The sequence below is a fragment of the Klebsiella oxytoca genome (assembly GCF_009707385.1).
In the GTDB taxonomy this organism is placed as follows: Bacteria; Pseudomonadota; Gammaproteobacteria; order Enterobacterales; family Enterobacteriaceae; genus Klebsiella; species Klebsiella oxytoca_C.
This window is the reverse complement of sequence record NZ_CP046115.1, coordinates 1,472,314-1,484,331: the sequence shown is the minus strand read 5'-3', so window position 1 is coordinate 1,484,331 and position 12,018 is coordinate 1,472,314. Positions and strand designations below refer to the sequence as shown.

The window sequence follows — 12,018 nt, the reverse complement described above, 5'->3', positions numbered from 1 at the left end:
CAGCCCGCAGCAATTCACGCCGCGGGCGATTATTAAGTTAATGCTTCTTACGGTTACGCCGCATATCGATAGTCACCGCCGCGACGATAATGACGCCTTTGATAATATCCTGCACGTAGGCGTCAACGCCGACAAAGGTAAACCCGCTCTTAATCAGGCCAAGGATCATCGCGCCGATTAAGGTGCCGGTGATGCGTCCCACCCCGCCCATCAGGCTGCTGCCGCCGATAACCGCCGCGGCGATCGCATCCAGCTCGTAGGACATTCCCATGCTCGACTGGCCGCTGCTGACGCGCGCCGCCAGCACTACACCTGCAAGGCCGGAGAGCGCCCCGGCGATGGTATAGACGATCACCAGATATTTATTGACGTTAATACCGGAGACCTTCGCCGAGGTCATATTGCCGCCGATGGCATAAACGTATTTCCCGTAGCGGGTATGCTTCAGGGCGATGTGGAAGACTGCAGCAACGACGAAGAAAATAATCACCGGCATCGCCCCCTGACCGATGGCGGTGAAGCTGTCGGATAAGAAGCTAATCGGATTGCCCTGGGTGTAATACTGCGCCAGACCGCGCGCCGACACCATCATCCCCAGGGTGGCGATAAACGGCGGGATGCCGGTGCGGGTCACCAGAAAACCGTTGGTTAGGCCGCACAAAAGTCCAACGCCGATACCGGCGCCAATCGGGATTATCGCTGGCATATTGACCAGCGACGGGAACATCGGCGACAGGCTGTCGGAGGTTTGCGCGAGGCTTGCCGCCACCACCGCGGCGAGAGCGATCACCGAACCGGAGGAGAGGTCAATGCCGGTGGTAATAATCACCTGGGTGACCCCGACCGCGATGATGCCGATAATCGCCACCTGCAAAACAATTAATATCAGGCGATTGGTGTTGAATAAAAAGGACTGGTCGCGGACGTACCAGCCGGCTATTTCGAAAGTCAGGGCAATCACCAGCATGACGATAAATATGCCGGTATCTTTCGGCAGCTTGTGACGCAATTGACCAAACAAAGAGGGTTTCTCGTTAAGCGGGGTCGCCGTTATTTTCATATTGCTCATTCTCTGTGCCTCAATGGGATGCCAACGACAAAATGGTTTCCTGATCGGCGTCCTCTTTATCGAGGATGCCGGTAATACGCCCTTCATGCATCACCATCACCCGATCGCTCATTCCGAGAATCTCAGGTAATTCTGAAGAGACCATAATTACCGCCACGCCGCGGTTCGCCAGCTCGCTGATCAGATGATAAATTTCCGCTTTCGCCCCGACGTCAATTCCGCGCGTTGGCTCATCGAGAATCAGTATTTTCGGCTGAGCCAGCAGCCAGCGGGCGATCAGCACTTTTTGCTGATTGCCGCCGCTAAGGTTATTAATGATCTGATCCATGGTGGGGGTTTTAATATTCAGACGGCGGATCTGCTCCATGCAGTCTTCGGCCATTTTGAGATGCTGAACAAAGCCGGTTTTACCGATATATTCCGGCATTTTGACGATGCTCATATTCTCCAGCACCGACAGTACGAGGAACAGCCCGGACTTTTTGCGGTCTTCCGTGAGCAGCGCCATCCCTTTTTCAATCGCCGTCGAAGGCGAATCAATAGTGACCGGCACACCGTCAATCAGCACTTCGCCGCTATCGGCTTGCTCCATGCCGAACAGGCTCTCCATCACTTCGCTGCGCCCGGCCCCCACCAGCCCGGCAACGCCAAGGATTTCGCCGCGGCGCACGCTAAAGTTGATATCGTGAAAGACCCCCTTGCGCGACAGATTGCGTACGGTCAGCACCTCGTCGCCAATGGCGTTATTAAATTTGGGAAAGAGCTGAGTGAGCTCCCGGCCAACCATCCGGGTAATCAGCGACTGGCGGGTAAACTCGCTGGTATTTTGGCTATCAACCCAGGTGCCGTCGCGAAATACGCTGATTTCATCGGTAATGGCGAAAATCTCGTCCATCTTGTGGCTGATGTAGATAATCGCTTTTCCCTGCTGGCGTAAATCGCGAATAATGGTAAACAGGTGCGCCACTTCGCTCTCGGTTAACGCCGAGGTCGGCTCATCCATAATCACAATATCCGCGTTCCACGAAACCGCTTTGGCAATCTCCACCATTTGCTGAGCAGCAATACTTAACTCCCCCACCAGCCGGTCGGCGGACAAACGGATATTCAGTTTATCCAGCAGTTCCTGAGTCTGGCGGACAAGCTGGCGATGATCGACGAAACCGTATTTCATCGGCTCGCGGCCGAGCCAGATATTTTCCGCCACCGTCATATGCGGCACCAGATTCAGCTCCTGGTGGATCATCGAGATCCCGGAGCGCAGCGCGTCCATCGTATCCTGAAACTGAACCGGCTCCCCTTTGACGCGGATCGCGCCCTTATCGGGACGGTAGATCCCGATAAGGCATTTCATCAGCGTGGATTTGCCGGCGCCGTTTTCGCCCATCAGCGCGTGCACCGTCCCCGGGCGCACGCGTAATGAGACGTTGTCGAGCGCCTTCACGCCGGGGAAAAATTTGCTGATCCCTTCGGCTTCAAGTGCAAAAGCGTTCATACCTCTACCTCCGTCCCCTGAGCGACTATTTCTGGTTGCGATTGACGAACTCGGCCATGTTGTCTTTGGTAATCAGCTGGTAAGGAACGTCGATGACCTTTTCCACTTTCTCGCCGTTAGCCAGCTTAACGGCGGCATCCACCGCCCCTTCGCCCTGCCCTTTGGCATCCTGGAAAATGGTGGCGATCATCTTGCCGTTTTTGAGCATTTGCAGGGCATCAGGCGTCCCGTCCACTCCGGCAATCAGAATATGGTTCGGGTTTTTCCCCAGCGCCTGCAGCGCACCGATCGCCATTTCATCGTTATTGGAGGCGATGGCCTGAATGTCTTCGCCGCTGGTCATCCAGTTGCTGACCACATCCACGGCGTCGTTGCGGGTGAATTTAGCGGTCTGCTTCTGTACGATTTTGATATCCGGGTATTTCGCCACCACTTCTTCGACGCCTTTGGTGCGGTCGCGGGTCGATTCATTCGCCAGGTCGCCGAGCAGAATGGCGACGCTGCCTTTACCGTTCATCGCTTTGGCTAACGCTTCCATCTGCAGGCGCCCCGCCAGCACCGAGTCGGAGCCGACGTAGGCCATTTTGTCGGTAAGCTGCGCCTGCGGGCGGCGGTTAACAAAGACCAGCGGAATACCCGCTTTGGTGGCCTGGTCCATAATCGGTTTAACCGCGTTGGTATCAACCGGGTTAACGATAATCGCGTCGACGCCCTGGCCAATAAAATTCTGTACCTGCTGTAGCTGCTGCGAGACGTCGCCTTTAGCATCTTCCATCTGCGCCTTAACGCCGTCTTTTTGCAGCTCTTTTTGCATCGCGGTGCGCAGAATCGTCAGGAAGTTGTCATCAAAAAGCGCCATAGAAACACCGACCGAAATATCTTTCGCCATCACGACCGCTGGCAGCATGCAGGCTATCAACGAGGCAACAACCGTTTTCTTGATATTCATAGTTGATCCTTTATTCACAGGTACATCGGTTAGGTAGAATGAAAAAATAGTTTCATTATTCATGCGTTAAGCGTCTGCTTCTTCAACCTTCAGAACAAACGGACCTCACGCAGAGGCGTTTTTAGCTGTTGTTCTAAATCACAAAAACTAGTTGTTTTAAAATGATTTTTCAAAACATCAGTCCATTCTCTGGGGTAGAAAAAATACAGACTATTTATTTCATCAATAAGAAATATGAAACTTTATTAAGTAAATAACTGAAATGAAAATTTTAAAACCGTGTGTTAACAGAATTTTGACACACATCTAACATTGACGCGTAAATGCGCAAAAAATGAGAGGCAGGCGACGATTTCCGGCGCGATAAAGGATGAATTCGCCTGTTCTGGCGTTAAAGAGCCGCCGCCTGAAGCCGGTTTCTGGTTAACAGGCAGCCCGACGGGCAGATGAAACAGGTTCTACGTTATTGCTTGTCAAAACAGAAACCGTCGCGGATAGTCCTCAACGGCTAATCACGATTAAGGAACAAGAGATGATTAAAAGTTTGTGGCATAAAGCCGCCCTGACGGCCGTCGCCACCGTTCCACTACTGCTCGCAAGCGGTTCGTTATGGGCAACTACCGATACAATCCAGCAGAAGCTGGCTGAATTAGAAAAGAGTTCCGGCGGCAGGCTAGGCGTGGCGCTGATTAACACCGCAGATAATTCTCAAACCTTATATCGCGGCAATGAACGTTTTGCGATGTGCAGCACCGGGAAAGTGATGGCTGCCGCCGCGGTGTTAAAAGAGAGTGAGAACAATAAAGATGTGGTGAATAAACGGCTGGAGATTAAAGAATCCGATCTGGTGGTGTGGAGCCCGATTAGCGAAAAACATCTCAAGAACGGAATGACGCTGGCCGAACTGAGCGCGGCGACGCTGCAATACAGCGACAATACCGCGATGAATAAGATTATTGGCTACCTCGGCGGCCCGGACAACGTGACCGCCTTCGCCCGCAGTATCGGCGATACCACCTTTCGTCTCGATCGTACGGAGCCGACGCTAAATACCGCCATTCCGGGCGATGAGCGCGATACTACCACGCCGCAGGCGATGGCCGAGAGCCTGCAGAAGTTAACGCTGGGCAATGCTCTGGGCGAACAGCAGCGCGCCCGGTTGGTGACCTGGCTGAAAGGCAACACCACCGGCGGGCAAAGCATTCGCGCAGGCCTGCCTGAAAGCTGGGTTGTTGGAGATAAAACCGGCGCCGGGGATTATGGCACCACCAACGATATCGCCGTCATCTGGCCGGAAAATCAGGCTCCGCTGGTACTGGTGACTTACTTTACCCAGCCGCAGCAGGATGCGAAAAACCGCAAAGATGTCTTAGCCGCGGCGGCAAAAATCGTCACCGAAGGGCTGTAGCATTTTGTAAGAACGGCTTTACGCGCTATTGAGACAGTTTCCCCGGTTGCGCTGCGCTAACCGGGGCTACGGAATTACCGCCACCCGCCATCCGAAAAAGGCCGAATGGCCTGTTAATCGGTGATTTTAAACGTTAATGCGTAGGCGCTGGATTTACTTTCATCGCCCGTACCGCCCATATGATAAACCCTTACCGTATAGTTACCGCTCACGGCCAGGCGCTGCTCAAAAATATCGCCGCTCATCGAGCCGTTATAAATCATATTATTATCAGGCGTAATCACATTAAACCAGGGGTGCGGCCGCTGGCTCTTCATACTGATATGCATCCTCTGACCCGCTTTTGCGGCCAGCGTATAGTCATCAACATCGTTCCCGATAAGCGTGCTTTTTATTATCGTGCCGTTACTGTTTTTTTCGAAATGAACGATGCTGCTATTAATTGTATCACTTGCTCTTGATAATACTGACCCTAATAAATAACCCGCACAGATCATGCCGCCAACAATTAACTTTATTTTTTTCATTTAATTAACACCATCTCTTTCCTTCCGCGCGCTGTTATAACATATAAGGTATCCGGAGTAAGCCAACCTGTAAGAAATTACCTCGCGTTATTTTCCCGTCTCCTGACGATGGAGTAAATCCCGATAAATTGTGGTTAATATTCCTCCAGGACGAAACTCTTTTTTAATCCACTGAGTCACCTGGCCAGTCGCGGCGTGCTGGGTCGCCAGCAGCATCCCTGAATCCTGACGCGGGTTGTGTATCTGGCGAATCACCAGCAATTTCTGCTCTATCGCTTCTTGCACCATATAATCAGGTAAAAAGCCGATCCCTTCGCCGAGGATCTGGCACTGACATTTGGTATTAAAATCTGGTACCAGGATCGCCTCCTGACCGTGCAGCAGCCAGCCCACCTTTTTATTGATGGTACTGGCGGTATCCTCAACCATAATATTGGGATACAGGCGCAGCTGGCTTTCGGCGATCGGCTCCGGCATAAACGCCAGCGGGTGATCCGCAGCGATAGCAAACACCCAGCGGATCGCGCCGATCTCGGTATAGTCGATCCCTCCGCCATCAAGCAAAGTATCCGGCGCACCGATAGCGATATTCACCTGATTGTTAATCATCGAATCCCAGACGCCGTTATAAACCTCGGTGGTCACGGTTATCTGACAGGTGGGGAACTGTTTTTTCAGTACCTGGAGCAGCCGCGCGGTATGACGCGGCGTATAAAGTAGCTGGTTAATACAGATGCGCACTCGCGCTTCTATTCCCTGAGAAATGGTGTCGATACTGCGCTTAATGGCGTGAAAATCATTTAACAGGTCGGTGGCTTTACGAAAAAGATAAAAACCGGATTCCGTGAGTTCAATGCTGCGGGTATTGCGGGTAAAAAGCACCACGTCCAGCCCCGCCTCCATTCGTTTGATGGTATAGCTGATGGCCGAAGTGGTCACTCCCAGTTCATCAGCGGCTTTACTAAAGCTGCCAAAACGCGCCGCTGTGGTAAACGCCAGCAGGTTCTCTTCAGTAAAAATGGAATTCATGCGCCGCTCCAGCTTTTATTAACCCATACATACCTAAATAATCCGAGCGCTTGCGCTGGCCCCGAGGGGCGAGGCCGCAGGCTGAGTAACGTGGCAAGTGGGCGACAAATTCGTCAGAAACGAAGTTGACCAGCCAAAGGCTGGCCTCCGGTAAGGGACATGAATGCCCCCTCATTAATCCCCGGGAGCCTGGTCTGGTAAGTGACTGGGGTCGGCCAACGCACATGCAGCCTGAAGAATCACGGGTATAGCTGATGAATGTATGGGTACTCCTTATGCCAGAGCAATCATTTTTGAATATCTTTTAAAAACTGGGTTTATTGCACACCAGTCTTTGACGTCGCCTCGCTGAGTTTTCGGCCACTATATTCGGAAATAAAGCCCACGCAGTTACCGGCCAGGAAACCCAGCAGCGTCACCGTCCAGTTCAGTCCGGTGGCAAAAAACAGCGTCATGCCCAAGAAACCGCCGGGAATAAAAGCAGTCAGCGCAAAGCGCCCCTGCCAGACGATAACCGCAGAAAACGGCACCGTGGTGACGACGCTGGCCCAGAAGGAAGAGATACCCGTTACGGAAGCAATACCTCCCGCAGCCAGCGCCGCGAGATATGCCCAGATGACCCCGGAATAGTTAACAAACAGGCTCTTTATCCAGCCCTCTCTACCGCCGCCCGCCGCGTAAAAACTACAAAAAGCGACAAAACCAATGGTCCCCAGCAACTCCCAGCCCTGTTGCAGCCCAACGTGCGAAGAAACCAGCTGCCAGATGCCCGCGCAAATGCCAACCGTAATCCCCGTAGCGGTGAGTCCGTTCATATTTATCTCCTCTGATTAGAATTCTCTGATGAGGTATTTCAGCCAGGAAACTATATCGGAACAAAACCTGATTGAGTTAAGGGATAAAACGGGAAAGAAACTAAAGGTTGTACTAACGCACACTCTGCACCGATTATTAAATAACATTCAACAATCAGGCTGATTATGGCGAATAAATTTTAAGCGGGTTCTTTTCTCATAATTTCGTTGCTATTCTCAGAATATCAATAAACGGCCACAAACATCAGGGGAATGATGATGACCCAAAAAAGCCTGCTGGATGAATATTTACTGGCTGCAGAACAAGGCAATTTAAATCAATTAAAAACGCTCCTGACGCAAGATATCGATATTAATATCAGCGACCATCAAGGTCGTACAGCAATAATTCTGGCGAGCCTCAACCAGCATTATGAATGCGTTTCGCTGCTTATTACCGCCGGTGTCGATATTAATAAACAGGATCGGATATGCCGCAATCCTTTTTTACTGAGCTGCCTGAATAACGATGTCAAACTGCTGCAATTACTTTTAGCGGCGAAGCCGGATCTGAACCGGTTAACCCGCTTTGGCGGCGTGGGCCTGACGCCTGCCTGCGAAAAAGGCCATCTTGAAATTGTCAAAATATTGCTGACGAAGACCGATATTAACGTCAATCACACCAACTTTGTTGGCTGGACGCCGCTGCTGGAAGCCATCGTCCTGAACGACGGCGGCCCGACGCAGCAGGCTATCGTTGAACTGCTGCTGAAACACGGCGCTCTCCCGCATCTGACCGATAAATATGGTAAAACCCCGCTGGAGCTGGCGCGGGAGAAAGGGTATGAGGAGATAGCCCGGCTGCTGATTGCGGCCGGAGCTTAGCTGAGGAGATACGCTATCGACACCCCACTACGGCGGTGTGTGCAAGCGCTAACTGCGGACCGGGGCTTTCTTAGTGAACGCGGCGACGGGTGGGTTGAGCAGGTCTTTTCCCGGGCAGTAAACCTCTGGCTCCCGGCGCCGCAGCGGCTAATGACGCTGCTCTGCAAGGACTATGACAACGCACCTGATAGCGGTAGGTTAGCGCTTACCCACTTTGACGGTCTGTTCCGGCCCGGTGAGCCGGTTCAGTTTCATCCTTCAGGTATCGCAATCGGTGAGGATAAATGGATAGACACCGTATCCTGCCTCCGCTGGCAACCGATAACACCACGCCTCAGCGGCGACCGGTTGCGGCAAATTCCCTGGCAGCGATGGAGTGAGTTCATTCATCAGCAGCTGCGGGACAATGAGACATTATTTCTCGCAGGCGGCGATAATCCATTTTACCAGGCCGTTTCCGCAGAATTAAAGCAGCGGCGCAAAACGTTATTTAACGCCTTATTACAGGGTGAAGGGATAACCTCCGCCGTAGCGAATATGATCGGATTAGGTATCGGCCTGACGCCATCGGCGGACGATTATCTGGTTGGGCTGAGCGCGCTGCTATTTATTGACGGGCATCCTGCGAAGCAATACCGGCCAGCTTTTTTATCGGCGCTTCAGCAGGCCCGCCCAAACACGACCCTGCTGAGCGCTATTACGCTGGAAGCGGCATTTGAACAGCGCTATCGCGAGAATATTTACCGATTGATTAATCAGCTAATTAATCAACCGCACCATTTTTCTATTTACGCTATCGCCAATATTAAAAATATTGGCTCAAGTTCTGGCTGCGACATGCTCTTTGGCATGGCGGACGCCTGCGCGCTGAGCCAAACATATGGAGGACATTATGTCAGTCAAAATAGTCATTAAAAAGAATACGTATTTTGATTCGGTCTCGCTGATGTCAGTTTCCACTCGCGCGAATAAACTCGACGGCGTCGAGCAGGCGTTTGTGGCCATGGCAACCGAGATGAACAAAGGCGTGCTGAAAAATCTCGGACTGCTGACGCCGGAGCTTGATGCCGCGAAAAACGGCGACCTGATGATCGTCATCAACGGCAAAGAGGGTGCCGATAACGAACAGATTCTGGCATCCATTGAAGCGCTGTTCACAAAAAAAGCGCAGAGCGGCTCCCACGAAGCGCGTTACGCCACGCTGGGCAGCGCTAAAAAACATCTTCCCGAAAGCAACCTGGCGATCGTTTCGGTCAACGGCCTGTTTGCCGCCCGCGAAGCGCGTCAGGCGCTGCAAAATGGCCTCAACGTAATGCTGTTCTCCGACAACGTCTCGATTGAAGACGAGCTGCAGCTTAAGCAGCTGGCGCATGAAAAAGGGCTGTTGATGATGGGGCCGGACTGCGGCACCGCCATTATTAACGGTGCGGCGCTGTGCTTTGGCAACGCGGTGCGCCGCGGCAGTATCGGCATCGTGGGAGCATCCGGAACCGGCAGCCAGGAGCTGAGCGTACGTATTCACGGGTTCGGCGGCGGCGTTTCGCAGCTGATCGGCACCGGCGGGCGCGACCTGAGCGAAAAGATCGGCGGAGTGATGATGCTTGACGCGATCGGCATGCTGGAAAACGATCCGCAAACTGAAATCATCGCGCTGATCTCCAAGCCCCCTGCCCCCGCCGTGGCGCGTAAAGTGATTGAACGCGCTCGCGCCTGCCGTAAGCCGGTGGTCATTTGCTTCCCTGGACGGGACGAGCCTCCGGCAGACGAACCGGGCTTACAGTTTGCTTGCTCCACCGAAGAGGCGGCGCTGAAAGCGGTACTGCTGAGCGGAGTGAAGAAAGCATCTTTAGACCTGCCCCCACTAAACGAGAGGCTGATTGCCGACGTACGCGCGCGTCTGACCCCGCAGCAGAAGTATATTCGCGGCCTGTTCTGCGGCGGCACTCTGTGCGATGAAATCATGTTTGCGGTAATGGAAAAGCACGGTGACGTCTACAGCAACATCCAGCCGGACCCGGCTTTCCGCCTGCCGGATATTAACCGCAGCGTTAAGCATACCTTCCTCGATTTCGGCGATGACGATTTCACCAACGGTAAGCCGCACCCGATGATCGACCCGACCAACCGCATCAGTCGCCTCCTCCAGGAGGCTCGCGATCCCGACGTTGGCGTCATCGTCATGGACTTCGTGCTCGGTTTTGGTTCGCACCAGGATCCGGCAGGGGTGATGCTCGAGGCAATCAAAGAGGCGAAAGCGATCGCCGCCGCCGAAGGGCGGGAGCTTACGATCCTCGGCTACGTGCTGGGAACCGATCTCGATACGCCATCGCTGGACAAACAACGCCAGATGCTAAGCGATGCGGGCGTCATTCTGGCAAGCAGTAGCAGCAATACCGGATTGCTGGCGCGTGAATTTATCTGCAAAGGGGAGAATGCCTGATGAGCCAGTTATTTAACCAACCGTTGAACGTAATTAACGTCGGTATCGCCATGTTCAGCAATGACCTGCAAAAGCAGCATGTCAACGTCACCCAGCTTGACTGGACGCCGCCGGGCCAGGGCAATATGCAGCTGGTTAACGCTCTGGATAGTATCGCCGATTCGCCGCTGGCGGACAAAATCGCCGCCGCTAATCAGCAGGCGCTGGAGCGCATCATCCAGTCACATCCTGTGCTGATTGGCTTCGATCAGGCTCTCAACGTGGTTCCCGGCATGACGCCAAAAACGATTCTTCACGCCGGGCCGCCGGTGACGTGGGAAAAAATGTGCGGAGCCATGAAAGGCGCGGTTACCGGAGCGCTGGTGTTTGAAGGGCTGGCCAGGGATATCGACGAAGCGGCGGCGCTGGCGGCTTCTGGGGAAATCACCTTCTCGCCGTGCCACGAGCACGACTGCGTGGGGTCGATGGCGGGCGTCACCTCGGCGTCGATGTTTATGCATATTGTCGAGAATAAAACCTACGGCAATATCGCCTACACCAACATGAGCGAGCAGATGGCCAAAATCCTGCGCATGGGGGCGAACGACCAGAGCGTGATCGACCGTCTCAACTGGATGCGTGATGTGCAGGGTCCGATGCTGCGCGATGCGATGAAAATCATCGGCGAGATTGACCTGCGCTTAATGCTGGCCCAGGCGCTGCACATGGGCGACGAGTGCCACAACCGCAACAACGCCGGCACCACGCTGCTGATTCAGGCCCTGACGCCGGGGATTATTCAGGCGGGCTATTCCGTTGAGCAGCAGCGCGAAGTGTTTGAGTTCGTCGCCAGCAGCGACTACTTCTCCGGCCCGACGTGGATGGCGATGTGTAAAGCGGCGATGGACGCGGCGCACGGTATCGAATACAGCACCGTGGTGACCACCATGGCGCGCAACGGCGTTGAGTTTGGCCTGCGGGTCAGCGGCCTGCCGGGACAGTGGTTTACCGGCCCGGCGCAGCAGGTGATTGGCCCGATGTTCGCGGGTTACAGGCAGGAAGACTCGGGTCTTGATATTGGCGACAGCGCAATTACTGAAACTTACGGTATCGGCGGTTTTGCGATGGCGACGGCCCCGGCCATCGTGGCGCTGGTAGGCGGCACGGTTGAAGAAGCTATCGATTTCTCCCGCCAGATGCGCGAAATCACGCTGGGTGAGAACCCGAACGTTACTATTCCTCTGCTGGGCTTTATGGGGGTACCGACGGCCATCGACATTACGCGCGTCGGCAGCAGCGGTATTCTGCCGGTGATCAATACCGCGATTGCCCATAAAGACGCCGGTATCGGCATGATTGGCGCCGGGATTGTTCACCCGCCGTTCGCCTGCTTCGAAAAGGCGATTTTAAGCTGGTGCGAGCGTTACGACGTATAGCGTTGAA

At 53.8% G+C, this 12,018-nt stretch carries 11 protein-coding genes; 5 read left to right on the top strand and 6 right to left on the bottom strand.

The window, feature by feature from the left end:
* Nucleotides 1–37: 37 nt before the first annotated feature.
* Genes GJ746_RS06910 through GJ746_RS06900 form a run of 3 tightly spaced genes read right to left on the bottom strand, consistent with a single transcriptional unit; the run spans nt 38 to nt 3,513 of the window.
* The gene (locus GJ746_RS06910; protein WP_195908844.1) at nt 38–1,060 is read right to left on the bottom strand and encodes an ABC transporter permease; all 1,023 of its coding nucleotides are present in this window, start codon (nt 1,058–1,060) and stop codon (nt 38–40) included.
* Between the two features lie 19 nt (nt 1,061–1,079).
* Nucleotides 1,080–2,564 carry a sugar ABC transporter ATP-binding protein gene (locus tag GJ746_RS06905; RefSeq protein ID WP_154679525.1) on the bottom strand — a complete coding sequence of 495 codons (1,485 nt, stop codon included), beginning with the start codon at nt 2,562–2,564 and terminating at the stop codon, nt 1,080–1,082.
* A gap of 25 nt (nt 2,565–2,589) precedes the next feature.
* Nucleotides 2,590–3,513 (bottom strand): sugar ABC transporter substrate-binding protein, encoded by a 924-nt coding sequence (locus tag GJ746_RS06900; protein WP_154679524.1) that lies wholly within the window; start codon nt 3,511–3,513, stop codon nt 2,590–2,592.
* 532 nt (nt 3,514–4,045) lie between these two features.
* On the opposite strand from GJ746_RS06900, the gene GJ746_RS06895 reads away from it, so the two are divergent.
* Complete coding sequence (locus GJ746_RS06895; protein ID WP_154679523.1) at nt 4,046–4,921, top strand: extended-spectrum class A beta-lactamase OXY-11-1; 876 nt, start codon at nt 4,046–4,048, stop codon at nt 4,919–4,921.
* Between the two features lie 113 nt (nt 4,922–5,034).
* Here the strand turns inward: GJ746_RS06895 and GJ746_RS06890 are convergent, their stop codons facing one another.
* The 3 genes from GJ746_RS06890 to GJ746_RS06880 all read right to left on the bottom strand — a co-directional run bounded on the left by GJ746_RS06890 (nt 5,035) and on the right by GJ746_RS06880 (nt 7,292).
* Entirely contained in the window at nt 5,035–5,448 is a 414-nt protein-coding gene (locus GJ746_RS06890; RefSeq protein WP_154679522.1) for a DNA breaking-rejoining protein, read from the bottom strand.
* Nucleotides 5,449–5,535: 87 nt separating this feature from the next.
* On the bottom strand, nt 5,536–6,477 hold the full coding sequence (locus GJ746_RS06885) for a LysR substrate-binding domain-containing protein (protein ID WP_154679521.1): 942 nt from the start codon (nt 6,475–6,477) through the stop codon (nt 5,536–5,538).
* 317 nt (nt 6,478–6,794) lie between these two features.
* A complete protein-coding gene (locus tag GJ746_RS06880; RefSeq protein WP_154679520.1) occupies nt 6,795–7,292 on the bottom strand; it encodes a DUF1097 domain-containing protein in 498 nt (165 codons plus the stop codon).
* Nucleotides 7,293–7,550: 258 nt separating this feature from the next.
* Here GJ746_RS06880 and GJ746_RS06875 point away from each other — a divergent pair, with 258 nt between their 5' ends.
* Genes GJ746_RS06875 through GJ746_RS06860 form a run of 4 tightly spaced genes read left to right on the top strand, consistent with a single transcriptional unit; the run spans nt 7,551 to nt 12,011 of the window.
* Entirely contained in the window at nt 7,551–8,156 is a 606-nt protein-coding gene (locus GJ746_RS06875; RefSeq protein ID WP_154682660.1) for an ankyrin repeat domain-containing protein, read from the top strand.
* A 39-nt stretch (nt 8,157–8,195) separates the two neighbouring features.
* On the top strand, nt 8,196–9,071 hold the full coding sequence (locus GJ746_RS06870; protein WP_154679519.1) for a DUF2877 domain-containing protein: 876 nt from the start codon (nt 8,196–8,198) through the stop codon (nt 9,069–9,071).
* A complete protein-coding gene (fdrA, locus tag GJ746_RS06865) occupies nt 9,049–10,596 on the top strand; it encodes an acyl-CoA synthetase FdrA (RefSeq protein WP_154679518.1) in 1,548 nt (515 codons plus the stop codon). Before GJ746_RS06870 ends, fdrA begins: the two co-directional genes overlap by 23 nt.
* Nucleotides 10,596–12,011, top strand: a complete 1,416-nt coding sequence (locus GJ746_RS06860) for a DUF1116 domain-containing protein (RefSeq protein ID WP_154679517.1) — start codon at nt 10,596–10,598, stop codon at nt 12,009–12,011. Before fdrA ends, GJ746_RS06860 begins: the two co-directional genes overlap by 1 nt.
* The last annotated feature ends 7 nt before the right edge of the window (nt 12,012–12,018 follow it).

Excerpts from the sequence above, each read along its gene's own strand:
- GJ746_RS06910 (WP_195908844.1), bottom strand. The coding sequence starts at position 1,060 with ATGAAAATAACGGCGACCCCGCTTAACGAGAAACCCTCTTTGTTTGGT.
- GJ746_RS06905 (WP_154679525.1), bottom strand. The coding sequence starts at position 2,564 with ATGAACGCTTTTGCACTTGAAGCCGAAGGGATCAGCAAATTTTTCCCC.
- GJ746_RS06900 (WP_154679524.1), bottom strand. The coding sequence starts at position 3,513 with ATGAATATCAAGAAAACGGTTGTTGCCTCGTTGATAGCCTGCATGCTG.
- GJ746_RS06895 (WP_154679523.1), top strand. The coding sequence starts at position 4,046 with ATGATTAAAAGTTTGTGGCATAAAGCCGCCCTGACGGCCGTCGCCACC.
- GJ746_RS06890 (WP_154679522.1), bottom strand. The coding sequence starts at position 5,448 with ATGAAAAAAATAAAGTTAATTGTTGGCGGCATGATCTGTGCGGGTTAT.
- GJ746_RS06885 (WP_154679521.1), bottom strand. The coding sequence starts at position 6,477 with ATGAATTCCATTTTTACTGAAGAGAACCTGCTGGCGTTTACCACAGCG.
- GJ746_RS06880 (WP_154679520.1), bottom strand. The coding sequence starts at position 7,292 with ATGAACGGACTCACCGCTACGGGGATTACGGTTGGCATTTGCGCGGGC.
- GJ746_RS06875 (WP_154682660.1), top strand. The coding sequence starts at position 7,551 with ATGACCCAAAAAAGCCTGCTGGATGAATATTTACTGGCTGCAGAACAA.
- fdrA (WP_154679518.1), top strand. The coding sequence starts at position 9,049 with ATGTCAGTCAAAATAGTCATTAAAAAGAATACGTATTTTGATTCGGTC.
- GJ746_RS06860 (WP_154679517.1), top strand. The coding sequence starts at position 10,596 with ATGAGCCAGTTATTTAACCAACCGTTGAACGTAATTAACGTCGGTATC.